At 70.8% G+C, this 24,622-nt stretch carries 21 protein-coding genes, 2 tRNA genes and 3 pseudogenes; 15 read left to right on the forward strand and 11 right to left on the reverse strand.

The features are described from left to right. The first annotated feature begins 117 nt into the window (after positions 1-117). Positions 118-1,227, forward strand: coding sequence for a LysR family transcriptional regulator (locus ACIQAC_RS08790; protein ID WP_402188407.1), 1,110 nt, complete (start codon positions 118-120; stop codon positions 1,225-1,227). Beyond that, entirely contained in the window at positions 1,224-2,144 is a 921-nt protein-coding gene (locus ACIQAC_RS08795) for a serine hydrolase (protein WP_402188408.1), read from the forward strand. The genes ACIQAC_RS08790 and ACIQAC_RS08795 overlap by 4 nt, the downstream gene beginning before the upstream one ends. Before the next feature lie 109 nt (positions 2,145-2,253). Here the strand turns inward: ACIQAC_RS08795 and ACIQAC_RS08800 are convergent, their stop codons facing one another. Further along, positions 2,254-2,682, reverse strand: coding sequence for a peptidoglycan-binding protein (locus ACIQAC_RS08800; RefSeq protein WP_402188410.1), 429 nt, complete (start codon positions 2,680-2,682; stop codon positions 2,254-2,256). A gap of 61 nt (positions 2,683-2,743) precedes the next feature. Next, positions 2,744-3,199: a peptidoglycan-binding protein gene (locus tag ACIQAC_RS08805; RefSeq protein ID WP_402188412.1), complete on the reverse strand. Its 456-nt coding sequence runs from the start codon at positions 3,197-3,199 to the stop codon at positions 2,744-2,746. 436 nt (positions 3,200-3,635) lie between these two features. On the opposite strand from ACIQAC_RS08805, the gene ACIQAC_RS08810 reads away from it, so the two are divergent. Beyond that, on the forward strand, positions 3,636-4,430 hold the full coding sequence (locus ACIQAC_RS08810) for a peptidoglycan-binding protein (RefSeq protein WP_402188413.1): 795 nt from the start codon (positions 3,636-3,638) through the stop codon (positions 4,428-4,430). Then, on the forward strand, positions 4,427-5,326 hold the full coding sequence (locus tag ACIQAC_RS08815; RefSeq protein ID WP_402188415.1) for a DUF2690 domain-containing protein: 900 nt from the start codon (positions 4,427-4,429) through the stop codon (positions 5,324-5,326). The genes ACIQAC_RS08810 and ACIQAC_RS08815 overlap by 4 nt, the downstream gene beginning before the upstream one ends. A 93-nt stretch (positions 5,327-5,419) precedes the next feature. Here the strand turns inward: ACIQAC_RS08815 and ACIQAC_RS08820 are convergent, their stop codons facing one another. Continuing rightward, positions 5,420-5,887 (reverse strand): ArsI/CadI family heavy metal resistance metalloenzyme, encoded by a 468-nt coding sequence (locus tag ACIQAC_RS08820; protein ID WP_402188417.1) that lies wholly within the window; start codon positions 5,885-5,887, stop codon positions 5,420-5,422. 90 nt (positions 5,888-5,977) lie between these two features. Between ACIQAC_RS08820 and ACIQAC_RS08825 the strand changes: the two genes are divergently transcribed. The 5 genes from ACIQAC_RS08825 (at position 5,978) to ACIQAC_RS08845 (ending at position 8,610) form a co-directional block, all read left to right on the forward strand. Further along, on the forward strand, positions 5,978-6,367 hold the full coding sequence (locus ACIQAC_RS08825) for an ArsR/SmtB family transcription factor (RefSeq protein ID WP_402188419.1): 390 nt from the start codon (positions 5,978-5,980) through the stop codon (positions 6,365-6,367). Next, entirely contained in the window at positions 6,364-7,089 is a 726-nt protein-coding gene (locus tag ACIQAC_RS08830; protein ID WP_402188420.1) for an aquaporin, read from the forward strand. The genes ACIQAC_RS08825 and ACIQAC_RS08830 overlap by 4 nt, the downstream gene beginning before the upstream one ends. Beyond that, positions 7,086-7,502 carry an arsenate reductase ArsC gene (locus ACIQAC_RS08835; RefSeq protein WP_402188422.1) on the forward strand — a complete coding sequence of 139 codons (417 nt, stop codon included), beginning with the start codon at positions 7,086-7,088 and terminating at the stop codon, positions 7,500-7,502. The genes ACIQAC_RS08830 and ACIQAC_RS08835 overlap by 4 nt, the downstream gene beginning before the upstream one ends. A 217-nt stretch (positions 7,503-7,719) precedes the next feature. Beyond that, entirely contained in the window at positions 7,720-8,079 is a 360-nt protein-coding gene (locus tag ACIQAC_RS08840) for a nuclear transport factor 2 family protein (RefSeq protein WP_402188423.1), read from the forward strand. A 57-nt stretch (positions 8,080-8,136) separates the two neighbouring features. After that, the gene (locus tag ACIQAC_RS08845) at positions 8,137-8,610 is read left to right on the forward strand and encodes a MarR family winged helix-turn-helix transcriptional regulator (protein ID WP_402188424.1); all 474 of its coding nucleotides are present in this window, start codon (positions 8,137-8,139) and stop codon (positions 8,608-8,610) included. Between the two features lie 80 nt (positions 8,611-8,690). Here ACIQAC_RS08845 and ACIQAC_RS08850 read toward each other — a convergent pair. Further along, positions 8,691-8,759: pseudogene (locus ACIQAC_RS08850) on the reverse strand (DUF6215 domain-containing protein); the annotation flags it as partial. Positions 8,760-8,978: 219 nt separating this feature from the next. Here ACIQAC_RS08850 and ACIQAC_RS08855 point away from each other — a divergent pair. Further along, a complete protein-coding gene (locus ACIQAC_RS08855; protein ID WP_402188425.1) occupies positions 8,979-9,815 on the forward strand; it encodes a protein kinase in 837 nt (278 codons plus the stop codon). Between the two features lie 183 nt (positions 9,816-9,998). On the opposite strand, the gene ACIQAC_RS08860 is transcribed toward ACIQAC_RS08855, so the two are convergent. Beyond that, a complete protein-coding gene (locus tag ACIQAC_RS08860; RefSeq protein WP_402188426.1) occupies positions 9,999-10,469 on the reverse strand; it encodes a hypothetical protein in 471 nt (156 codons plus the stop codon). A 373-nt stretch (positions 10,470-10,842) separates the two neighbouring features. Between ACIQAC_RS08860 and ACIQAC_RS08865 the strand changes: the two genes are divergently transcribed. The 3 genes and pseudogenes from ACIQAC_RS08865 to ACIQAC_RS08875 all read left to right on the forward strand — a co-directional run. Further along, the gene (locus ACIQAC_RS08865) at positions 10,843-12,108 is read left to right on the forward strand and encodes a TerD family protein (protein ID WP_402188427.1); all 1,266 of its coding nucleotides are present in this window, start codon (positions 10,843-10,845) and stop codon (positions 12,106-12,108) included. A 286-nt stretch (positions 12,109-12,394) separates the two neighbouring features. Further along, positions 12,395-12,727 carry a DUF952 domain-containing protein gene (locus ACIQAC_RS08870; RefSeq protein WP_402188428.1) on the forward strand — a complete coding sequence of 111 codons (333 nt, stop codon included), beginning with the start codon at positions 12,395-12,397 and terminating at the stop codon, positions 12,725-12,727. Between the two features lie 747 nt (positions 12,728-13,474). Next, positions 13,475-13,651: pseudogene (locus ACIQAC_RS08875) on the forward strand (site-specific integrase); the annotation flags it as partial. Positions 13,652-13,733: 82 nt separating this feature from the next. Here ACIQAC_RS08875 and ACIQAC_RS08880 read toward each other — a convergent pair. Next, a tRNA-Arg gene (locus ACIQAC_RS08880) sits at positions 13,734-13,806 on the reverse strand. A 456-nt stretch (positions 13,807-14,262) separates the two neighbouring features. Then, positions 14,263-14,356 (reverse strand) — tRNA-Ser (locus ACIQAC_RS08885). Positions 14,357-14,688: 332 nt separating this feature from the next. Between ACIQAC_RS08885 and ACIQAC_RS08890 the strand changes: the two genes are divergently transcribed. Continuing rightward, positions 14,689-15,261, forward strand: a complete 573-nt coding sequence (locus tag ACIQAC_RS08890; protein ID WP_402188430.1) for an SSI family serine proteinase inhibitor — start codon at positions 14,689-14,691, stop codon at positions 15,259-15,261. Positions 15,262-15,821: 560 nt separating this feature from the next. Continuing rightward, a complete protein-coding gene (locus ACIQAC_RS08895; protein WP_402188432.1) occupies positions 15,822-20,168 on the forward strand; it encodes a PAS domain-containing protein in 4,347 nt (1,448 codons plus the stop codon). Between the two features lie 123 nt (positions 20,169-20,291). Here ACIQAC_RS08895 and ACIQAC_RS08900 read toward each other — a convergent pair whose 3' ends face one another. The 4 genes and pseudogenes from ACIQAC_RS08900 to ACIQAC_RS08915 all read right to left on the reverse strand — a co-directional run. Further along, complete coding sequence (locus ACIQAC_RS08900) at positions 20,292-21,968, reverse strand: long-chain fatty acid--CoA ligase (protein ID WP_402188434.1); 1,677 nt, start codon at positions 21,966-21,968, stop codon at positions 20,292-20,294. Between the two features lie 126 nt (positions 21,969-22,094). Further along, on the reverse strand, positions 22,095-22,652 hold the full coding sequence (locus ACIQAC_RS08905; protein WP_402188436.1) for a SigE family RNA polymerase sigma factor: 558 nt from the start codon (positions 22,650-22,652) through the stop codon (positions 22,095-22,097). A gap of 221 nt (positions 22,653-22,873) precedes the next feature. Next, positions 22,874-24,028: a lipid-transfer protein gene (locus ACIQAC_RS08910; RefSeq protein WP_402188438.1), complete on the reverse strand. Its 1,155-nt coding sequence runs from the start codon at positions 24,026-24,028 to the stop codon at positions 22,874-22,876. Positions 24,029-24,237: 209 nt separating this feature from the next. Beyond that, positions 24,238-24,615, reverse strand: a pseudogene (locus tag ACIQAC_RS08915) (MaoC family dehydratase); the annotation flags it as partial. Positions 24,616-24,622 lie beyond the last annotated feature (7 nt).

Genomic DNA, 24,622 nt, shown 5'->3' on the forward strand with positions numbered 1-24,622 from the left:
GCGTCACAGCACGCCCTGGCCAGGCGGCCCTCCGTCCGCACCACCCTCCGTCCCACCCGCCCCTGCCGTCCAAGACACCGACGTGCGCATCGATGCCGTTTTGGCATAGTGGAGGCTGTGGATCTTCTGGGGGCATGCCGTGCGTTCGTCCATGTGAGCGAGCACGGGAGTTTCACGGTGGGCGCGGCGGCGGCCCGGATGGCGCAGTCCGTGGCGAGCCGCCGGGTCGCCGCGCTGGAACAGCACTTCGGCGAACGACTGCTGTCGAGATCGTCGCGTACGGTCACGCTGACGCCGTTCGGCCGGGACGTACTGCCGTTGGCGCGCCAACTCGTCCAGCTCGGCGACCGGTTGGAGCACGAGGCGGAGGCCGCCCGCCACCGCCCGCTGCGGCTGGCCGTCCCCCACGACTGCCCGCCCGGCGCGCTGGCCCGGCTGATCGCGGACGCCCAGCGCCACGGCGTCCCCCTGGACCCACACCCCGCCCCGCCCGCCGAACGGGCCGAACTGCTGCGGTCCCGGGAGGTACGCGCCGCCCTGCTCGCGGTGCCGCCGGACGCGGCGACCTGGACGGTTCCCCTCGGCCTCGCGGTCGCGGACGTGCCGGGCGGGGGGCCGATCTACGTCGACACCCTGCGCCCCGGCCGCGCGGACGGCGACCGCCGGGCCCGGCGCATCTGGCTCCAGCCGGAGGACGACGTACCGCACATCCGGGACCGGATGGCACGGCTGCGGGACTCGGTGGGGTTGCGGCCGGCGCAGTTGGTGGTGGCGGGGGCGCTTACGGATGTGAGCGCGGCCTCGGTTTCGAGCTCAGGCGGTTCGGGCTCCGGCCCGGGCTCTGCCTCTGACGCGGGAGGCGCGTTGGCGAGGGCGGCGGCGGAGGTGCTGGCCGGCCACGGGGACGCGCTGCTCTGTTCCCCCGTACAGGCGGCGTCCCTGGCCCTGCACTGGCGCCCGATCGGCGAGCTGAACCCGGCCCTGGCCCGCGGATACGCGCTGGTGGCGGCGGAGGACACGGAGATGGACGTGGCGGGACCGGAGTTCGGGACGGGGGCGGCCGTAGGGACGATGCCGTCTGTGGGGGCGGGGACGGGGTCCGAGACGGGGGCGGGGACGGGGTCCGAGACGGGGGCGGGGACGGGGTCCGAGACAAGGAGCCGTATCCACGCGGCGTGCGCGGAGGCGATGGCCATGTGTCTGGGGACGGGGAAGACGACCGGATGACGACTCGACCCACCACAACGACGGCCCTGATCACGGACCTCCGCCGGACCCTGCGGGACAGCGGCCTGCACGGCTCGTTCCTGGTGCGGGACCTGGACACGGGGGAGGAGGTGGGCATCGACCCGGACATCGAGTTCGCGGTGGCGTCACTGGTGAAGATCCCGCTGGCGCTGGCGACCCTGGAACGCGTCAGGCGGGGCGAGTTGGACGGCGCGATGCCGGTCGAGGTGCAGCCGGGCCGGGTCACGACCCCGGGCCCGACGGGCATGTCCCGCTTCCGCCACCCGGCGCGTATCGCGGTGGAGGACCTTCTCTACCTCAGTACGTGCATCAGCGACGGGGTGGCGGCGGACGCGCTGTTCGAGCTGACGCCGCCGCACCAAGTGGCGTCGATCCTGGCGGAGTTCGGGGTGCGGGGCATCGCCGTACGGCACACCGTGGACGAGCTGACGGACACCCCGGCGGAACGCTTCGACGCGTCCGACATCCATCTGGCCCACGCGCTGGCCATCGACGCCGGTACGCCCGGCCGCGGCCACCGGGTCCCCCAACTCGACGTCTCCCACGCCAACACCGGCTCGGCGCGGGCCTTCGTGGAGCTGCTCCAGTCGATCTGGCGCCCGACGATCCCACCCGAGGTGGCCACCGCCCTGCGCTCCCTGCTCGCCGCGAACGTCCTGCGCCACCGGCTGTCCCCCGACTTCGCGTCGGACGCGGCGACCTGGTCCTCCAAGACCGGCACCCTCCTCAACCTCCGCCACGAGGCGGGCGTGGTCGAACACACCGACGGCCACCGTTACGCGGTCGCGGCCCTCACGGAGTCCCGGGTGGCCGCGGGCAGCCAGCCGGGCGCGGACGCGGTGATGGGCCAGGTGGCGAGGAGGCTGAGGGACCATCTGCGGTCGTGGGGACCGTAGATCAGGCGCTGTCCAAGGGGCACCGGCACGGCCGTCGGCAGCCGTGCCGGGGTCACCCCGGCGAGAACCAGAGCGTTCCCGGACCCCGTGGCGACCCCGTCCGACTGTGTCAGATCTTCCCGCAGCCGCTGAGGCCCCAGTGCTTCATGGCGTCTCGGGTGTCGGGACCGTACAAGCCGTCGTCGGAGATGCCGGCGCCGTCCTGGACGGATTTGACGGCGAGGAAGGTCTTGGGACCGTAGTAGCCGTCGTCGTCCAGGTCGAAGGGGTAGCAGGCGTTCAGGCTCTGCTGGAGGACTTCCACGGCCACGTTGGAATGGGTGTCGTTGAGGACGAGGTTGCAGGTCAGGCTGGGAGTCGGCTGCCCATAGGCGGGAACCTTGTGCCCGCCGACGTTCTTGAACGTGTTGCAGGTCGGATAGCCACCGGCCGCGGCGGCCGAGGGCGCCAGGGCCGTGCCCGTCAGGACGGCGGCGGCGAGTGCGGCGGTGGCGGCAGCGATGGCGGTGGGACGGATCCCGGTCGGGCGAGAGCGCACAGCTCCCCCTCACTTTCCGTGTGTGTGAAACAGGAATGTCGCGTCAGTGCGCGGCGCTCACTCAGCCGCAGAAGTCGACACTGTTGAACTCCGAGAACGCACTCTGGGTCTTGGCTCCGGCGATCCCGTCGACCGCGAGACCGGCATCGGCGAACCGGTTCAGGTACCGCTGCAACGCGCTGACCGTGCCGGGTCCGACGACTCCGTCCTCTTTGCCGGCGTCGAGGCCCAGGTCGTTGAACATCGCCTGCGCCGCCTCCCAGCTCTTGGCGCCCAGCGCCCCGTCGATCGTGCCGGTGTAGTAGTCGACCTCCCGCAGGAAGCACTGCCAGTGCTCCGCGCGGGCTTTGCTCAGCCCCAGGTTGACCACCGCGAGCGGTGCGACGGCCTCGGCACGCGCCACTGGCTGCCGGCCGGCCGCGGGAGCCGCCGCGGCCGTGCTCGCGGTCGCCAGACCACCGGTGGCGATCCCCACCGCGGTGGTGACACCGACGAGTGCCTTCGTGAGAGCTCGCATGCCGTTCCCCTCTTGATGATGTGCGATGACAGCTGATGCGCGGATGACTTGAGCGACGCGGATGACTTGGGTGAGCGACGCGGATGACTTGAGCGACTCGGATGACTCGGATGGCTTGAGCGTCGCGGATGACGTGTGCGACGCGGATGCATGGAGACGACCGCGCCGGCCGACTCCGCAACGAGACTGCGGGCTCGGTGCGCCGTTCGGCCACAGTTGCCCCGGAAGTGGCACTGTCCCGGGACGTCCGCCGCGCTGACCTGCGGGAACCTGGCCCGCCCAGGCCACTCGGCGGGACGCCCGTGCGCGGGTGACGGCCGGTTCCGGAGGAGGGCGGAACGAATCCGGACCGGTGGACGCTTTGGCGGCTGATGCAGAATGAGCCCGGGACACGGGAGCCGGGCCGACGGACCCGAACGCGAACGAGGGGGGGGACATGTCGCGTTGGAAAGAGCTGCCCGCCGAACTGCACCCACACGTAATCCAGTTGATCGTGCGTCTGCGCAGACTCAAGGACCGCAGTGAGCTGGGCACGCGGCAACTGGCCGTGAAAACGGGGTACAGCACGAGGTCGTGGCACCGGTATCTGAACGGCCGGTCCCTGCCGCCCCCGGATGCCGTCGAAGCGCTGGCCCGCGTCGGCGGTGACGATCCGGCCCGGCTACTGGCACTGCACGAGATGGCCGCCGAACACTGGGCGCAGGGACAAGTGGTCAACACCGATGCCCCGGAGAGCACCCGGGCGACGCCGGCACACACGCCCACAAGCCGTCAGCCGTCCGCCCGTTACCCGCGCGCCCTGGTCACGGCGGGGGCGGGGGCCCTGGTGCTGTCCATTTCCGTCTCGCTCGTGCTGGCCGTGCAGCTCGCCGACACCCGTGCCGAACTCGCGGACAAACGCGCCGCGCTCGCGGCGGCCCCGGCCATCGTGTCGGAGACGATGGTGCCGGTCATCTACACCTGCCGGCTGGAGCAGCGTGACGGCCGCTGGTACGCCGGCCTGAGCAGCACCACGGACGCCATCCTGGCGTACACCTACGTGGGCCCGGAGGTGGCCGAGGCGCAGTGTCTACTGCGCCGGGCGGGCATCCCGCCGGGCGATATCGACGGTGTGTTCGGCCCGAAGACGCAACGCGCGGTCCAGCGCATCCAGGAACGGGACGGACTGGTCGTCGACGGTGTCATCGGACCGCACACCTGGAAGGCCCTGCGGGGAGAGGCACCCGGGTGAGCACGGAACCCACCCGGCTGGTCGGGATGTTGCGGGAGTTGAGGGCCCGTACGGGGCTGAGCCTGGCCGCGCTGTCGGAGCGGACGGCGTACAGCAAGTCGTCGTGGGAGCGCTATCTCAACGGCAAGAGCCTGCCGCCTCGTCAGGCCGTACAGGACCTGTGCCGTGTCGCGAACGAACCGGACGGGCGGCTGTTGGCCCTGTGGGAGATCGCCGAGTCGGAGGCGAGCGGACGCGCGGCGGTCCTCGCCTCTCCCACCGGGGAGCCACGGCCGGAGCCGCGGGAACTCCCACGGCCGGAGCCGCGGGTACCGCCACGGCCTGCTGAGGCCGGACGGCCGTACGGCCTCAGCATCCGCAGCAACCTCCGGACCCGGATCACGGTCTCGCAGGTGTCACTGGCGTCACTGGTGTCACTGGTGTCACTGGTGGCGGTGTGCGCCCTGCTCGTCGGTGGTCTGGCACTGGTCGTCCTCCTGCTGCCGGGCCCGGACACGGCGGAGGACGAACCTCTGTCGGCTTCCCTCCCATACTCCCTCGCCCCTCAATGCCAGGGAGCGGACTGCGAGGGCCGGGACCCGCTACGCCTGATATGCGGCATCGACCCTGACACCCTCACCACGTACCGGACCGCCACCGGCGCCCGAGTGGAGCTGCGTTACAGCGAGAAGTGCGGCGCGAGCTGGGCCCGGACCTGGGGAACCCGGATCGGTGACCGGGTGGAGATCACCGCCGGCGGCCCGACCCATGACGTGCGTGTCTCGGACAAGAACGACATGGAGACGTACGTCTACACGGCGATGGCCACGGTCGGCCCCGGCAGCACTGTCCGGGCCTGCTTCCGGCCTGCGTCGGCCGACGGTGAACGGGAGTGCTTCGCGGCCCGCGTGGGCTAGGCCGCCGGCAGGACCCGTTCCGGTGAGTGACGCCTGTGCCGTTCGTTCGATGTGAACGCCCTACGGAATCCCGGGTGGCCGCGGGGAGGGTGGTTACGCGGGGGAGGCGCCGGCACAGCAGGCGTCCGCGGCGACGTCGGTGACGTCGACGACCTCGGCGACCTCGGCGACGTCGGTGCTCTTGCCGAGGGTGTCGGCGTCGGCCTTGACCACGTACACCTCCCAGGGTTCCCGGCCGGGGCCGTGCACCCAGACCTTGTCCTGGAGGGCGTAGCAGCAGGAGGTGTCGTTCTCGGCGAAGGTGGCCAGGCCGGCGTCCTTCAGCCGGGTGGTGGCGGCGTCGACCTGGTCGGTGGACTCGACCTCGACGCCGAGGTGGTCGAGGCGGGTGTCCTCGCCGGGTGCGCCCTCGATCAGGACGAGCTTGAGCGGGGGCTCGGTGATGGCAAAGTTGGCGTAGCCGTCACGCCGCTTGGCCGGTTCGGTGCCGAACAGCTTCGAGTAGAAGGTGATCGACGCTTCGAGGTCGCTGACGCGCAGGGCGAGCTGGGCGCGGGACATAACACGTCTCCCATCTGCTTGCATTGACGATTATCGATACTTCCTGCCAGACACCTTGCACCTTGTATCGACATCCGTCAACATAGAAGAATGTCGAAGCAAGAGCTTGTGGTGCTCGGACAGGACGACCTGGCGGCGGACTGCTGCCCGAGCCTGCTGACCGCCCCTCTGGACGAGGACCAGGCCACCGACCTGTCGAAGATGTTCAAGGCGCTGGGCGATCCGGTGCGGCTGCGGCTGCTGTCGCTCATCGCCTCACGGGCCGGCGGCGAGGTCTGCGTCTGTGATCTGACTCCGGCCTTCGACCTCTCCCAGCCGACGATCTCGCACCACCTGAAACTGCTCCGCCAGGCAGGCCTGATCGACTGCGAACGCCGGGGCACATGGGTCTACTACTGGGCCGTGCCCACCACCCTGGACCGCCTGTCGGCATTCCTGACGACGGCACAGCGGCCCGCGTCCGCGAGCACGTCAGCGTGAGCGCATCGCTGGGACGCCGGGCCCTCTCCGAGGCGATCGGATCCGCGGCCCTGGTCACGATCGTGGTCGGCTCCGGCATCCAGGCCACCGAACTGACGGACGACGTCGGCGTACAACTGCTGGCCAACTCCCTGGCCACGGTGTTCGGCCTGGGCGTACTCATCGCGCTCCTCGGACCGGTCTCGGGCGCCCACTTCAACCCGGCGGTCACGCTCGCGACGTGGTTCACCGGCCGCCGCACCCCGGGCGGCCTGTCCCTGCGGGAGGTGACGGCGTACGTCCCCGCCCAGACGGTGGGCGCGATCGGCGGCGCCGTCCTGGCCAACGCGATGTTCGCCCGACCCGTCGTGGAGTGGTCCACGCGCGACCGCTCCGCCGCCCACCTGTGGCTGGCGGAACTGGTCGCGACGGCGGGTCTGGTCTTCCTGATCCTCGGCCTGGTACGCGGCGGTCGCGGCCGGCTCGCGCCGGTGGCGGTGGCGTCGTACGTCGGAGCGGCGTACTGGTTCACGTCCTCCACGTCCTTCGCCAATCCGGCCGTCACCGTGGGACGCGCGTTCACGAACACGTTCGCGGGCATAGCGCCGGCGTCGGTCACACCGTTCGTGGCGGCGCAACTGGCGGGCGCGGTACTGGGCCTGGCCCTGGCGACAACCCTCTTCACACACCCGGAACCGCTCCCCGAACCCGCCCCCGAACCATCCCTCAGGACGCCAGCGTGACCACACCCGAGCCCACTCCCGCCCGCCCCTCCGTCCTCTTCGTCTGCGTCCACAACGCCGGGCGCTCACAGATGGCCGCCGCCTTCCTCACCCACCTGGCGGGCGACCGCGTCGAGGTACGCTCCGCCGGTTCCGCCCCCGCCGCCACCGTCAACCCCGCGGTCGTCGAGGCCATGGCCGAGGCCGGCATCGACATCGCGTCCGAAACCCCCAAGATCCTCACCACGGAAGCGGTCCGCTCCTCCGACGTGGTCATCACGATGGGCTGCGGCGACACCTGCCCCGTCTTCCCCGGCAAGCGCTACCTCGACTGGACCCTCCCGGACCCGGCAAACCAGAACGTGGCGGCGGTCCGCCCGATCCGGAACGAGATCGAGCGCCGAGTCCGCACCCTGATCAAGGAAATCACCTGACCCGGACTCCACCCACTCCACCCACTCCACCCACTCCGCCCACTCCACCCACCCTCCCCGCTCGCCCAGGAACCTCCCTTTGCGTGCGCGACGCACGCGCATGCTAGATTGGCCTATGCGTGCGGGGCGCACACATCTGAGCCAGGAGATACGTATGCCCGAGGAGCCGGTGGGATCGAGCACAACCGTGGAATTCGTCCGGAGGATGCTGACGAGCATGACCTTCTCGTCCGACGGGCAGGAGGTGAGGGCCATCCTGCCGCGCTTCGTCAATCCCGCCTACGTCCAGATCACCGACGGCAAGCGGATCGACTACGACGACCTGGTCGTCCACCTCGAACACCTGCGGTCGGTAGTCGCCAACGGCGAGTTCGCCGTACACCACGCGGTGCGTGAAGGCCGTAGCTTCGCCGAGCGGCACACCGTGAACATCACCATGAAGGCCGGTGGCGCCTCGTCGTTCGAGGTGATGATGTTCGGCGTGCTCGACGAAGAGGACCGCTTGCTCGCGGTGCACGAATCGACTCGGCAGATCAGTGGCGACTCCGCCGACGCCGACCTGGGCAGCGCTCTCTGAGCAGGCACCCCATACCCGTGCGGGCAGCACGCTGTTCGGGCCGTTATTGTGGGCGCCATGACTAGCATCGGCCGTGATCTCGAACAGGCCCTGGGGCAGTTCTTGCAGCGCCGCAACACGGCCCGGTTCTACGACGAGATGCTGGCCAGGGCGCCCGAGGGCGTGGACAGGCACAACTACCCGGTCCTGGCGGGCCTGGGCCGGGTCGGTCCGAGCACCGCGGCACGGCTCGCCGCCGAGATCGGGCTCGATCGGTCCCGGGTCAGCCGGCATGCCGAACGGTTCGAGAACATGGGCCTGCTTCGACGGGAGGCCGACCCGGACGACGCCCGCGGCACGCTGTTGATCCTCACCACCAGGGGCCACAAGGCCATCAACGCGATGCGGAGCGGGGTGGCCGCCTACCTCGACGACCTCATCCGGGGCTGGCCCGACGGCTTGGCCGAGTCATTGATCGACGGCCTCACCCGCCTGGCCCGCGAGTCCGACGACACCCCACCGAACCGCCCCCCGGCTGGGCAGGATCCATAACTCCCTCCGCGGCACCGCGGCCCCCGAAACCGTACGCTCAGGAACACATCACCTCAGCGGACAGGTCGTTCGGGGATCCTCTACCCAGGCGTTCCAAGGAGCGCGGCCAGGTCCGGCGGGGTGAGCGCGTTGCACAGGCCATCACCGGTCCCAGTCCGGGGCGCGCGTCCCTGTAGACCTGCGGGATCTCCTCGTCGCCCCTACCCGAACAGAAGGCGCCCCGCGGACCGTTGCCGTCGACCGGCACAAAGCCCGGGCCCATCCACGACGCCTCGGCGTGAGCTGACCTTGGCAGCCACGAGCCAAGCGACAGCACCAGTGCGACTCGGACTGCGGCCGACCGCGTTCACCCGGAAGGAGACCAGTCATTGTCCGGCCCACCCCCTGAACTGCCGATCGTGCTGCTCGACGCGCTCATGCCCACGGCTCAACGCCTGGTCCTCAACCGCCGAGGCTCCATGGTCTGGGAGGTCAAAAGCCCCCGCGGCCACTACGCCGTGAAGGTCGGCTATCCGATCGAAGCCACGCCCGACTATCCCGCCCAGCCCTGGACGGCCCTCGCACCCGCCCGCGAAGGCGCCGTCCTGCATCGCCTCGGCGTCACCAACTTCGCCTACGGCGAATGGGACCACGGAACCTGGAACTTCCAACCCTGGCACGAAGGCCCGGACCTGCACGAACTGTGGCAGCCCTACCGCACCGGGACCCCACTCATCGCGCCACACACCGGCGCGGCACTCGGATGCGCCGAAGCCCTGGCAGAACTCCACACCAAGGGCTGGGCCCACGGCGACGTACAACCCGCCCACTTCATCATCGGGCCGGAGCGAACCCACCTCATCGACCTCGCCCTCGCCCGCGGCGGCCACGTACCCGAGGGATACGACTTCCCCTTCCGCGGCTGCCTCGTCCACTACGAAGCACCCGAGATCGCCCAAAGCGTCCTCACCACCGGTGAAGCCGAACCGACCCAGGCAGCCGACATCTATGCACTCGGCGCCTCCCTGCTCATCTCCGCCACAGGCTGGCGGGCCGTCGAGTACCCGGATGACGCACCCCGCCCGGTGCAGAGACAAGCCGTGGCAGACGGCCGGCGTCGGACCGTAAGAGCACCCGGCAAGCTGGGCGAACTCATCGAAGCAATGCTCAGCCACGCACCACAGGACCGACCCACCGTCTACGAGGTCGGCAAAGCCCTGAGCTGACATAAAACAGAGGCCCCGTGGATCTCTCCACAGGGCCTCTGAACTGCTGTGCACTCGGCAGGATTCGAACCTGCAACCCTCTGATCCGTAGCTCTACAGAGATCGGTCATTGAAGGTCATAGAGGTCGTCGCGGGGTCCCTCTCGGTGGCTGTCGGCCAGGTCGGTTGCTGTACAGCAGCTGGTCAGCTCTCCAGGGCAGTGAGGTTTTGGCGGAGGACCGTGCGAGCCGCCCGGGTAGCGTCTCCATGAGCCTGCCTGGCGGTCTGGTACTCATCAGAGGTCACCGTGCATCCGGACGCGAGCGCTTCACGGACCCGGCGCAGTGAGAGGTACGAAGCGTCTATGGCTTCCGCTACTTCGGCGTCTGCCGTGAGGATGAGCCGTTCACGAGCCTCATCACACCCCGACGCCTGGAATGCCTGCCGGATCTTGGCCGCCCTCGTCTCTGGATCCGTGTGGCCCTCGTCGGCGGCCAACCGCATAGCTTCATGGGCCCGGCGGAGGGCGACCAGACAGTCCACGTACATGGTCCGACGGTTCTGAAGCCTGTTTTCCCGGACGGTCCGCCGCCAACGCACGTGCTCGCCGGTCAGCGTCGCCCCGACACCGAGCACTGCTCCGAGACCTGTCCCAACGAGAGTCGACCACTCCACGCCGCAGATCGTGCCATACAGCCGCCCTGGCGTGGCCGTTCCCGGCGCCCCTGCCCACGGCGTGCTCGTGACTTCTGGGCGACATCCACGCTTTCCAACTGTGGTGGTGGCCTCGGGAGCCTCGGACAGGGACGTTCACCTGGGTTCATGGGCGGTTGGGAACGAGAGCTACCACCGGCTTCGGTCCCGCCTGAACGGCCGTGAACGGCGCCGGATGAGACGGAAACTGAGACGGGCGGCCGATCCGCTGCCGTACCTTGCAAGCACAGGAAAATGATCACCTTGGTGGCGCTTCACCGCAGGAAATCACTGTTTGTCCTACACCGGCTGGCTACAGGTACCACGATGTACGCACCACCGTGAGAGGGCACCTATGACCACCACCCTTGCCAAAGGCGGCAACGCTGCTTTGTCCGCGGCGGTCTGCCGCGTCACCCTCACCTCGCTTACTACAGGCATCGACGTATCTGCCGTATTGCTCGCGCAGGACGGCAAGGTGCGGAGTGATGACGATCTGGTCTTCTACAACCACTCGTCGCACGACGGGGTCGTACTGAAGGGGCAGACGATCGTTGCGGATCTGACCGTGCTCCCTGCGACAGTCGATCGTGTTGCGATCGTCGCCAGCATTGACCCGGACCTGCGAGCTACTCACTTCGACGCGAGCAACACCCCTCACGCCGTCATCGAGTGTGGGAGCGAACGGATCACGTTTGCGCCGCCGCCGCTCACGCATCGGGAGACCGTGGTCATTCTCGTGGAGCTCTACAGACGGGCAGGCGTTTGGAAGGCAAGGGCAGTAGGCCAGGGGTGGGACACGGGCCTGGCGGGGCTGGCCTCGGACTTTGGCATCGTTGTGGATGACCCCGGGCCATCCACGGCACAGTCTCCATCTGCTGCGACGGCCACGCAGACTCGGCCCACTCCCGTTGCGCCGCCACGACCCACCTACGCACCGAACGTCTCACCGGCCGGTGCATCGGTGCCGCTGACGGCACCGCCTCGTCCTCTTGTCCCGCTGGGCAAAGTCGTTCTCACCAAGGCTGGTCAGGCGACTATTGACATGCGTAAGGACGACCCAAGCCTTGTCGTGACGGCCACACTTGAATGGAACGGCGGAAGCGCAGCCCGAAGACGAGCCGGCGCTGACCTCGACCTGTATGCCCTCTACGTCCCGGGAAGTGCCGTCACCCTGCCTGGCAAGCGCCCGAACAAGTCAGAGCAGGTCATCTACTACCGTCAGCTCGGATCGCCCTTCGCGCCGCCCTACATCGCCCTGGACGGCGACTCCCGGGTGCCGGGCCGCGAGACGATTACTATCCGTCGCCCCGACCTACAGGGCTACGTCCTTCTGTGTGCCTACAGTGCGGTGGAAAACGGTGCCGGTTCGTTCAAGTCCTACGGTGCTCGGGCTGTCATCACCGACGGGCGGGGTTCCACGGTAACGGTGCCACTGTTCAACAACCGCAACTTGTCCTACTGGGTCGCCATCGCCTTGATCGACTTCACTGTTCCCGGCGGTGCCCAGATCAGGCACGTCGAGAAGTACAGCGGCAACCATGTAGAGGCCCGCCCCACCCTCTACTCGAACGGCAACTTTCGCATGAGCACCGGAAAGGTCGAATTCAAGACGAGATAGTTGGCAAGACCGTACAAAATTCAAGCGGCAGGAGTCTGCCGTGCTCCCGCGTCCCGGAAGCTCTGAGCTTGGGAAGCTGCGGGCATTTGAGGCTGGTTTGGACGTTGACCTCGGCTAACGGCTGAGATGAGGCCTCGTCCCTCCGGGCTGCATTCACCGTGGTTCCTCGCTGTTTCCCGCTCGTTCTGGTGCGCTTGTGGTTCGGCCACCGACGCAGTCCCTCAGCCTGCCGGATCGACGCAACTCACAGATGCGCGCGGCAGGGCCGGGCCCGTAGCGTGGCCGTATGCCGAAACCTCAGCACATCGTGCACATAACCGAGCGCTCTCTATGGGAGACGGCCCGTGAGTCCGGCACCTACGAGATGTCCACCCGCGGCCGCACACTCCAACAGGAGGGGTTCGTCCACTTCTCCACCCGCGACCAACTTCCGCGTATTGCGGCCTTCCTCTACGGCGACTACGAGGGCTCCGACGAGTTGGTGGTGCTGATAGTGGACCCGGCCCGGCTCGATGTCCCACTGAGGTACGAAGCCATGCCCCCGAACGGCGAGGAGTTCCCGCACGTGTACGGGGCCGTCCCGGTCGAGGCCGTGGTGGGCGTCGAGCCCTGGGGGTGAGCGAACCAGGGCAGGGTCCGCCGCCGCTTGCTGTTGGTGATGTTGACCGCCCTTCTTTACCCGCCACCTACCTCAGCTGCCGTCCCGTCCGCCGCCGACCCACACACCGTGGAGCGAGCGTGGTTCAGGGGCGTCACGGTGAAGCGCGCCACTGTACGAACGACCTTGACGCTCCTACGGGCCCGCAGTCGGCGACGGCGCCCCTCCATCCCGGTGCCGGCCGATCCCCCGCCGGAGGCATCGCCTTGACGGTAGGCCGCTCAATGCGGTGGTCGACTTATGGCCTCGGGCCCTGTCCCCTCGTGGGCGCGCGTCGGCGCAGCGCGGGCGGAGGCAGGAGCGACGCCCGCGTCGGAGCCGGGAGCGCCCCCGGCGGAGCGAAGCGCAGCCGGGGCTTGAATCAGTAGAGAGAGTTGCAACTCAGTCGGGCGCGTGGCGCATTAAGTCGTTAACGCAGGCTGGGAGTTCGGCACTGTGCCGGTGTGCGAGCAGCAGGAAGGTGACTGGGCGGACCGTCGATGTGATGCGGGTGCCGGCCTGGTTGACCGTGACGGTGCAGGTTCTGATCGGAGCAAGGCCCGCCTCGCTTCGATGCAGCCTTCGTACAGCCATTCCCAGGCTTCTTCTGTTGCTGCGGCGTCGAGTGCCGGGCTGATCGTGCGTAGGGCAACGGAGATCCATCGGTCTGCCCGGCCGGCGGTGTGGGTGTCGAAGGAGGCGTGCAGCGTGGGCTGTTGGTCATCGGTGCACACGTGCAGCTCACTCCTCGTAGCGCTGAAGGTCCACCCGAAGGTGGCCCAACGCATCCTTCGTCACTCGCAGATCGCCATGACGATGGAGGTCTACGCCGAAGCGAGCGAGGAGGAGGTACGGGCCGTGCTCGGGAAGCTGTCCGCCGCGATGGGCGGCACCGGCACCGGCTGATCTTCAACCGTTGCTGTACTTCGCTGCTCTACAGCACGAAAAAGCCCCCTCCGGGATGATCCCAAGGGGGCTTTGACCTGTGTGCACTCGGCAGGATTCGAACCTGCAACCTTCTGATCCGTAGTCAGATGCTCTATCCGTTAAGCTACGAGTGCCTGTTTTCTGTCGTGTCCCGATCCCGGCCTTTTGGGCCGCTCGCGGCGACAGGAAGAACATTACATGACTGCCGCCGCCATGTGAAATCCATTAGCCATACGCATTTTGACCTGCGCAAATGCAGTCTGAGCGGGGGTTCGGCGCGGGTCGGAAACGGGCCCCTCCGGGCAGCTTGGGGCGGGCTGTCAACCCGGCGCTCCTCGGGGGGTGAGGAGGGTCACAGGGGGTTGGGGCCGGCGGGAGAGCGGGCAGCCGAGGGACTCCGTATCCGGACCCATCCGTGCGGACCGCCGCTCCGAATCATCGCCGAGGGCTACAAAGCGGTGCCTTCACCCGTCGCCCGGCTGCTGCCGGAACGCGCCAGTCGGGCGGCGAGCCCCTCACCACCGGACGGGTACCGCCCCCGAACGCACCTCAGGGAGTCCAGCACGAATCGGCTGAACTCCCTGATCTGGTGGCGGAGGCGGAGGGATTTGAACCCTCGATGGGCTTTAAGACCCAAACCGCATTAGCAGTGCGGCGCCATAGACCGGACTAGGCGACGCCTCCAGCACAACCACTCGCGCGAGCGCGAAATGGTGCGTCCAGATGATGACACAGACGAGCGCGCTGTCACCAATCGCCCCCCACGGTACTAGGCAGGCCCGGCGCAGGGCAAAGGCGTTCCCGAGGAGGTGGCAGAGGGTGCGGCAGCCGTGCGCCGCAGGTCCACGGAGGCCGACGGCCGGCCCACGTCGAGCGGCACGCCTGGCCCACGCCTAGTGGCACGCCCAGCCCACGCCTAGTGGCACGCCCAGCCCGGCGCGAGGGCACTCGAACGCCCTCGCTCGAACACCCGCCCCCGCCCGCAACCCCCCACCCCTCCCCGCGTTAATCAGGTCATGTCTCCAGCCCCCTCCGGCGCCCCGCGCCGAACGGTCGTCCCCGCCACCACCCCCGGCGCCCTGCGTCGCCTCCTCCTCACCGCCGGTGCCGCCTTCGCCGCGGTCGGCTCGCTGTCCGCCGCCACCACCCCGGCCGCGTACGCCCAGCCCATCGCCCCCACCCCCACCCCCATCCTCACCTCCACCCCCTCCCTCGGGCTGACGCCCGCCCTGCCGCCCCCCGTGCGGATGGAGGACCGGGCCAACAGCGGGCGGCTGACCGTCAGCCTCCGGGACGCCGACGGGCGGGCGACGACGTACGACCTGTCCTGTGAGCCCAACGGGGGCAGTCACCCGGACGTCAGCGGGGCGTGCGGGGCCGTGGACCGGGAGCGGCGGGCCGGGCAGGATCCGTTCGCGCCCGTGCCGGAGGGCAGCACCTGCACCATGCTCTACGGCGGCAAGGCCACCGCCCACGTCACCGGCACCTGGTCCGGCCGACGCGTCGACGCCCGGTTCGACCGGACCAACGGGTGCGAGATCGCCCGCTGGAACCGGCTCGTCCCCCTGCTGCCCGACCTCCGCGGCTGAGCGCCGGCCCTTCCCTCATGCCGCCGGCCCCCTCGGCTGAACACCGGCCCGCCACCCGCCCCACATCGCGGAACGGCGGCGCGACCTCGGTGTAAAGGTCCGGGGCAGGTGGAGCGAAGGGTGTGTGGGCCCGGACCAGCCCCGCGGTCCCCCGAACACACCCCGGCGGTCTCCCGAACACACCCTGACCGTCCCCCGAACACACCCCGGCGGTCCCTGGTCCCCGACCGAAGCCCCGGCCGGAGTCCAGGCTGAAGTCCCGGCCGGAGTCCCGGTCGGAGTCCCGGTCGAACGCCCCAGCCACCACCGGCATCCCAGCCGGAGTCCCGGCCGGAGCCCGGACCAAAGCCCCCGTCCAAGCCCCCGCCCCCCGCCGAAGTCCCCACTCCCCGGATCATGAACACCGTCCGGATCCCGTCATCAGGTCGTGCGACCTCTCTCTCATCCGGCGTCGCGAGCGCAACCCCAGCCTTTAGACTCCCTCGCGTGACACGTCGCGGGCAGGTTGGCAAGATGGCCCGAGCGGTCGGCAAGGTGCGGTAACAGGGAGGAAGCGTCTCGTGAGCAGCAGGCCATCCCGAGGCGCTGCTCGCCTCGCAGCGATACTCGACGCGCTGCCCGATGCGTTGGTCCTGGTCAACGCCAACGGGACCGTCGTCAACGCGAACACCATCGCTCTGGAGGCCTTCGAAGCCCCGGGAACCGCCCTCGTCGGACGTGGGCTGCTCGATCTGCTCCCGCAGTTCGACTCCAAGCTCATCCCCGGCAGCATGCGCCGGCCCGACCACTTCGACCCCCAGGCGCGCACCAAGCCGACCCGGATGATCGCCCGCCGGACCGACGGCTCCGAGTTCCCCGTCGAGGTCACCAGCGCGAACCTGGAGAACGGCCAGCAGGCCTACGACGGTTACGGCTACACCTCCGACGAACTGCTGATGCTCGTTGTGCGGGACCTGTCCGGGACCGTCGACACCGAGGCCGAGCTGGCCCGTTCGCAGCGGCAGACCGAGATGATCCTGCGGGCCGCGGCCGAGGGTGTGGTCGGTACCGACACCGACGGGCGGATCGTCCTCGTCAACCCGGCCGCCGCCCAGATACTGGGTTATCGGGCCGGTGAGCTGGGCGGCAAGGAGCTGCACAACCTCGTCCTGCACTCCCGCCCCGACGGCGCGCCCTTCCCGTACGACGAGTCGCCGCTCGCCGACACCCTGCGCTCCGGGCGCAAGCACCGGGTGCGCGGGCAGGTGCTGTGGTCCAAGAGCGGTGACAAGGTCTCGGTCGATCTCACGACCGCACCGGTGCGTGACGGGGACCAGCTCGTCGGGGCCGTGATGACCTTCACCGACCGGCGACCGTACGACACGCTCGCCCAGGAGAAGGAAGCCGCCGACAAGCAGCACGCGGAGGAGCTGGAGGCGCTCTCCGAGGAGCACGCCTCCGACCTGACCGCGCTGCGCCAGCAGCACGTCGCCGAACTGGAGGAACTGCGCGAGGCGCACGAGGAGGAGCTGGCGGCCGGCGACGACCGGTACGCCGCGCTGGCCGAGCGGGAGAAGGACCGGTACGAGGCGCTCGCCGGGCGCCACGACCAGCTGCTCACCCTGCTCGCGACCTCGCTGCGCGGACCGCTCGACGAGCTGCGCCGCGATCTGGCCGCCCTCGCCGCCGACGACGCGGGCCAACTGTGGCCCGAGGCGAACCAGGTGCTGCACCACCTCTCCGCCGGCTACTCGCGGATCACCACGCTGATCGACAACGTCCTCGGCTACCAGCGCATCGACAACGGGACAGACTCCATCACCCGTACGAAGGTCATGCTGGACTCCGTCGTCGCCGCCGGTGTCGACGGGGCCGTCGAGCTGATCGGGCCCGGCCGGGTGCAGTTCGCCGTGCACGCGCCGCCCATCGAGGCCGAGGTCGACCCGGTGCTGCTCGCCACCGCGCTCGCGCACCTCGTCGCCGACGTCGCGGGCGTCGACGCCACCGGCAACGCGCCCGTCTCCGCGGGCGGTTACATGGACAACACCGTCGTCGTGGCGGCGGCGCAGCGCGGTGAGGTCGTACGGATCGAGGTGCGCGGGCCGTACGCCGGGGGAGACCCGGTGCACGAGCCGATCGTGCGCGGCATCGTCCGGGCCCACGGCGGTGTGCTCCAGACCCACGAGGTACCGGGGATGAGCGGCAGCGCCTTTGTGCTGGAGGTGCCCATCGGCGGCGGGGCCGGCGCCATGGCCGCTCCGGCACCCGGCACCCACTCCGGGGCGCTCGAAGTCGCCTCGTCCGAGGCCTCCTCCGGGGGCGGCGGCCGACGCAGGGCCCGACGGGCCTCCGTGGACGCCTTCCTGGAGAGCGAGGGTCCCTCCGGCGGCGACACCGACGGCTCCGCCCCGACCGGCCGCCGCCGCCGACGCGCCGCCGAAGCGCAGGAGATCGAGCGGGCTACGGCGGCTCCCAGCGCCGAGGGCGGAAGCGGTACGGGTCGCCGTCGCGGGCGTCCGGCCGAGTTGGCCGCCGGGCCGTCGGCCGGGCCGGTGGGCTCGAACATCGTCACCGCCGCCGAGCACGCGGCCGGGGCCGCCGCATCCGGTTCGGGCCTCGGTCCGGCCGTTCCGCCGCAGGGGGTGCCCGCCCCGCCGCACGGTGTGCCCGCTCCGGCCCAGGGGATGCCCGTACCGTCCGGGCGGCGCGCCCGCCGTGCGGACGGCGGACAGCCCGCGGCGCTGCCCCCCGCCCTTCCGGCCGCCGTCCCGCCCGGCACCCAGGCCGATCCCGATCCCGATCCGAACGGCGGCGACGGCGACGCGCAGTCGTCCGGGCGGCGCCGTCGTGCCCTCGCCGCCGCGCAGGAGCGCGCGGTCGCGCAGGAGGCGGCGCCTCGTACGGTGTTCGCGCTGCCGCCCGCCGACGCCGACCGCACGGACGGGCCGGACGGTCAGGACGCGCAGGTCGGGTTCAATCAGCAGGTCGGGTTCAATCAGCAGGGTGGGCCGGTCCAGCAGGGCTCCGTGCCCGTACCCGCTCAGGGGATTCCCGCCGATCCGCCGCCCCAGGCGGCGCCGCCCGTCCACGTGGCCCCCGGTCAGGCCGCGCCCAACGGGCAGCACGACGCCGTACCGCACGACCAGTCCGCCGATCACACCCCGCCCCAGCCGCATCCCACCACCGCGCCGACGGGGCGGCGGCGCCGTTCCGTCCAGCAGGGGGAGGCCGGCGGGACTCCGGCCCAGGGTGTGCCCGCGCAGGGGGGTGGGCAGCCCGTCGCGGCCGCCGGACACGCGCCCGTTCCCGCGCAGGGTGTGTCCGCGGAGGGGCAGCCCGTGCCGCCCGGTGGCCGGGCAGCCGTCGCGCCGGCCCAGAGCCGGACGACTCAGGCCCAGAGCCAGGCCCAGGCTCAACATCAGGCCCAGGCTCAACATCAGGCCCACGCTCAACCCCAGGTCCAGCAGGCCGCCGTACCCGCGCAGGCGGCTCCGCACGGTGGGCAGCCGCTGCCCGCCGAAGGCACACCGGCCGCGGGTACCCGGCGGCCCCAGCAGACCCCCGGCTCCGGCACCCCCCTCCCGCCCAACGGCACCGCCCAGCCGGGCGGTCCGCAGACCCCGGCCCCCGGCACGCCCCTCCCCCCGGAGGCCGGCGCGCAGCCCAGGGCCGCTCAGCCGTTGCCCGCCGAAGCGGCGGCGCCGGTGGATCCGGACTCGACGCAGGGCCGTGCCATAAGCGTGCGGACGCTGGGCCAGGGTGTGCCGTTCACCCGGCAGGCCGCGCAGGTCCAGCAGGCGCAGCCGCAGGCTCAGGCACAGCCCCACACGGCGGCCGCGCCCACCCAGTCGCAGCCGTCCGGCACCGCTACGCCCGCCCCGCACCAGCCCGGCGGTTCGGGCCGCCGGCGCAAGCTCGGTACGCGGCCCGAGCCGGCCGGAGCGGGTGCGGAGCAGCAGGCCCGCCCGCATCCCCAGGCCGAGTCGGCGCCGACGCCGTCCCAGCCCGCGCTCTCCGTCTCGCAGCCCTCCCTCGCGGGCCAGTCGCGGCTCGCGCAGAACTCCGAGGGCGCCGGACGGTCGTACGCCATAGGAGCACCGGACGAGAACGCCGCCGAGGGGCCCGAGCCGCTGGACGGTCCCGGCGGAGCGGTCGAGGTGGCGGACACACCGCGGCAGCAGCCGATGGACGACGAGTTGCCGCCGGAGCCGCTGGACAACCCGCGCCGGCTGCTGGTGTGGCCCGCGCCGGACGTCTCCACCCAGCAGGCGCTCAGCGACCGCGGCTACCGGCCGGTGATCGTGCACTCGCGCGAAGAGGTGGACGCGCAGATCGCGGCGTTCCCGGCCGCGCTGTTCGTCGACCCGCTGACCGGGCCGATCACCCGTACCGCGCTCCAGTCGCTGCGGCAGGCCGCGGTGGCCGCCGAGGTGCCGGTGATGGTGACGGCCGGGCTCGGACAGGCGACGCGCGAGGCGGCGTACGGCGCCGACCCGGCCGTACTGCTGAAGGCGCTGGCTCCGCGGGACAGCGAGCAGCATCCGCCGCGGGTGCTGCTCATCGAGGAGCACGCGGAGATCGCGCTGGCGCTGACGGCGACGCTGGAGCGGCGCGGGATGCAGGTGGCGCGGGCCGCGAGCGACGCGGACGCGGTGACGCTGGCGGGGCAGTTCCGGCCGAACCTGGTGGTGATGGACCTGATGCAGGTGCACCGCCGGCAGGCCGGGTTCGCCGGGATCATCGACTGGCTGCGGGCGAACGGGCAGCTCAACCGCACCCCGCTGGTCGTCTACACGGCCGCCGTCGACCAGGCCGACCTGCCCCGGCTGGCCTCCGGTGAGACGGTTCTGTTCCTCGCGGAGCGGTCCACCAGCTCGGAGGTCCAGGGCCGGATCGTGGATCTGCTGGCCCGGATCGGCACCAACTGACGGCGGCGGGGCCCCCGACACCCGACCCCCGCACAACCAACAGCCCCCGGCGTGCGCCGGGGGCTGTTCGTGCGATCCAGGACGCGGGGTCCAGGATGCGGGGTGCGGGGTGCGGGATGCGGGTCAGATCTCGGTGACCGACAGCGCGCCGTCCGCGTACTGCCTGCGCAGCAGCTTCTTGTCGAACTTGCCGACGCTGGTCTTCGGGACCGTCTCGACGATCGTCCAGCGCTCCGGGAGCTGCCACCTGGCGATCTTGCCCTCGTCCGCGAGGAACGCGCGCAGGGTCTCGAAGTCGGCGGTGGAGCCCTCCCTGAGGACGACCATGGCCAGCGGGCGCTCGCCCCACTTCTGGTCCGGGACGGCGAAGACGGCGGCCTCGGCGACCTCGGGGTGCGCCATCAGCGCGTTCTCCAGGTCCATCGAGGAGATCCACTCGCCGCCGGACTTGATGACGTCCTTGGCGCGGTCGGTGAGGGTGAGGAAACCGTCCGGCGTTATCGTGCCGACGTCACCCGTCTTGAGCCAGCCGTCCTCGCTGAACTTGTCGTCGGGGCGCAGGGGTTCGCCGTCGACGCCGTTGTAGTACGAGCCCGCGATCCACGGCCCGCGGACCTCCAGCTCGCCCGCGGACTGGCCGTCCCAGGGCAGCCGTTCGCCGCCGGGGCCGGTCAGCCGGGCCTCGACGCTCGTCGGGAACCGGCCCTGCATCAGGCGGTACCCGAACTCCTCCTCGGTGTCCACGGCGTGGGCCGGCGGCCGAGACACCGTGCCCAGCGGGCTGGTCTCCGTCATGCCCCAGGCGTGACAGACCCGCATGCCGAGCTTGTCGAAGGCCGCCATCAGGGCGGGCGGACAGGCCGAGCCGCCGATGGTGACCTGGGTGAGGGACGAGACGTCACGGGGGTTGGCGGTGAGTTCGCCGAGCAGGCCCTGCCAGATGGTCGGGACGGCGGCGGCGTAGCTCGGCCGCTCCTTCTCGATCATCTCGGCGAGCGGGGCGGGCTGGAGGAAACGCTCCGGCATCAGCATGTTGACGCCGGTCATGAAGGTCGCGTGCGGCAGGCCCCAGGCGTTGACGTGGAACTGCGGGACCACCAGCAGCGCGGTGTCCTTGTCGCACAGGCCCATGGACTCGGTCATGTTGACCTGCATCGAGTGCAGGTAGACCGAGCGGTGGCTGTAGACCACACCCTTGGGGTCGCCCGTGGTGCCGGAGGTGTAACACATGGACGCGGCCGTACGTTCGTCCAGCTCCGGCCAGTCGTACGCGGTCGGCTTGCCGGCCAGCAGGTCCTCGTACTCGTGGACGGTGACGGCGGCGTCGGCGAGGGCCGCGCGGTCGCCGGGGCCGGAGACGACGACGTGCTCGATCGTCTTCAGATGCGGCAGCAGGGGCACGAGCAGCGGCAGCAGCGAACCGTTGACGAGGACGATCCGGTCGGCGGCGTGGTTGACGATCCACACGAGTTGTTCGGGAGGCAGCCGGAGGTTCAGGGTGTGCAGGATCGCGCCCATGGAGGGGACCGCGAAATAGGCCTCGACGTGCTCGGCGTTGTTCCACATCAGGGTCGCCACCCGGTCGTCGCCGGTGACCCCCAGGTCGTCGCGGAGCGCGTGCGCCAGTTGGGCCGCACGGGCGCCGATCTCGGCGTAGGAGCGGCGGTGCGGCTCGCCCTCGCCGGTCCAGGTGGTCACCTGTGAGGTGCCGTGGACCGTGGATCCGTGGGTCAGGATCCTGGAGATCAGCAGTGGTACGTCCTGCATCGTGCTCAGCACGGTGTCCTCCCGGGGCGACATTGCCTACGCGGCGGTAAGGTTTCCGCTGATTCTGCGCACGTACCGCGCGGTATGTCACTAGATCCGGGCGATCGATCACCTCACGTTGCCGAGGCGTACGCCCACATACGCCCACAAGGGCGTTCCCTAGCGGACGAGTCCGAGCTCCGGGTCCTCGCGCAGCTTGCCGAGCGCACGCGACACCGCGGACTTGACCGTGCCGACCGAGACCCCGAGCACCTCGGCCGTCTGGGCCTCGCTCAGGTCCTCGTAGTAGCGCAGCACGACCATGGCCCGCTGCCGGTCCGGCAGCCGCATGATCGCCCGCCACATCGCGTCGTGCAGCGCCTGGCGCTCCGCCGGGTCGTCGCCGGCCGGCTCCGGGTCGGGCTCGGGCAGCTCGTCGACGGCGAACTCGTCGACGCGGCGCTTGCGCCACTGCGAGGTGCGGGTGTTCAGCAGAGCGCGGCGGACGTAGCCGTCGAGCGCGCGGTGGTCCTCGATGCGCTCCCACGCGACGTAGGTCTTGGTGAGCGCGGTCTGCAACAGGTCCTCCGCGTCACTGGGGTTGGCGGTCAGTGACCGGGCGGTGCGCAGCAGCACCGGGCGGCGCGCGCTGACGTAGGAGGAGAACGACGGATACGCCGCATACGGCGAGGGCCGCCGGGCGGCGTCCGAAGCGCTGGTGCAGACGGGTGTGGTCATGGCTCCACGCTAGGAGTGAGACCGCCCCGGGCGGATCGGCCGCAGGTGCCGAAGCCGAGTCCCCCTCAGGTTGTAGGGGTGGAGGTAGCTGCACCTCCCAGAGGTGGACGAGAGGTGGAGGCGTCCTGCGGGTTTCCCCGGGTTTCCCCTTGGGGGCTCGGTCCCGGGGAGGAGGCGAGGAGCAGGCGAGGAGCAGGCGGGAGGGAGCCGGGGGAAGGGCCCTATGTGTCCGCTCCGAGCAGCAGTGCCGACGTCGGGACCCCTGTCCCGGCCGTCACCAGCACCCGCTCCGCGCGCGGCACCTGGTTCACGGAGGTACCCCGGATCTGGCGTACGGCCTCGGCGATGCCGTTCATCCCATGGAGGTACGCCTCCCCCAGCTGACCGCCGTGGGTGTTCAGCGGCAGCCGCTCCTCGGCGACGAAACCGGCGGCCTCGCCGCGCCCGCAGAACCCGTACTCCTCCAGCTGGGTCAGCACGAACGGGGTGAAGTGGTCGTAGAGGATCCCCACATCGACGGCGTCAGGACCGAGCCCGGCCGAGCGCCACAGCCGGCGGGCCGCCTCGCCCGCCTCGGGGAGTCCGGTCAGGTCGCCGCGGTAGAAGCCGGTCATCTGCTCCTGGCCGCGGCCCGCGCCCTGGGCGGCGCCCACGATCACCGCGGGCGGCCGGGGCAGGTCCCGGGCCCGCTCGACCGAGGTGACCACCAGCGCCTGGCCGCCGTCGGTCTCCTGGCAGCAGTCCAGCAGGCGCAGCGGTTCCACGATCCACCGGGACGCGGCATGGTCGGCGAGGGTGATGGGGCGGCCGTGGAAGTAGGCGGCCGGGTTGTTCGCGGCGTGCCGGCGGGCCGTGACGGCGACCGGCCCGAACGCCTCCTCCGCGGTCAGCCCGTACGTGTGCAGATAGCGCTGGGCGGCCATCGCCACCCAGGACGCCGGGGTGAGCAGCCCGTACGGCATCACCCAGCCGAGCGCCACGCCCTCCGCCGAGGGTTCGCGGTGCTGGACGCCGGAGCCGAAGCGGCGGCCGGAGCGCTCGTTGAACGCCCGGTAGCAGACGACGACCTCCGCGACGCCGGACGCGACCGCGAGGGCGGCCTGGAGGACGGTGGCGCAGGCCGCGCCGCCGCCGTAGTGGACGCGGGAGAAGTAGGCCAGCTCGCCGATGCCGCAGGCCTGGGCAACGGTGATCTCGGGGCTGGTGTCCATGGTGAAGGTGACCAGACCGTCGACGTCGCCCGGTGTCAGTCCCGCGTCGTCGAGCGCGGCGCGGACCGCCTCCGCGGCGAGGCGCAGCTCGCTGCGGCCGGAGTCCTTGGAGAACTCGGTCGCTCCGGCGCCGACGATGGCGGCCCGCCCACCGAGGCCGGTCACGCCGCCGGCTCCGGGGAGACGGTCGGTTCCGGGGAGGCGGTCGGCTTCGGCGAGACGGGGTGCTGCGGGGAGGCGGTCGGCTCCGGCGAGACAGGGTGCTGCGGGGAGGCGGTCGGCTCCGGGGAGACGGGGTGCCGCGGGGAGGCGGTCGGCTCCGGGGAGACGGGGTGCTGTGGCGAGACGGGGTGCTTCGGCGAGACGGGGTGTTGCGGCAGGGTCAGGGTCGCGGTGCCGGTCACGTGGCGGCCGATGCCGTTCTCGCCGGTGACGCGGACGACGACCGCCGTTCCGGCGACCTCCTCCACCCGGCCCGTCAACACCATGGTGTCTCCGGGGTAGTTGGGCGCGCCGAGCCGGATGGCGACCTTGCGCAGGACGGCCGCCGGGCCGAAGTGGTCGGTGAGGTAGCGGCCGACGAGTCCGTTGGTCGTGAGGATGTTCATGAAGATGTCGGGGGCCCCCTTCTCGCGCGCGAGCACCGGGTCGTGGTGGACGTCCTGGTAGTCGCGCGAGGCGAGGGCACCGGCGACGATCAGGGTGCGGGTGATCTCGATCTCCAGCGGGGGCAGCCGGTCCCCGGCCCGCACCCCGCGC

The organism is Streptomyces sp. NPDC088387, from assembly GCF_044753385.1.
Classification (GTDB): Bacteria; Actinomycetota; Actinomycetes; order Streptomycetales; family Streptomycetaceae; genus Streptomyces.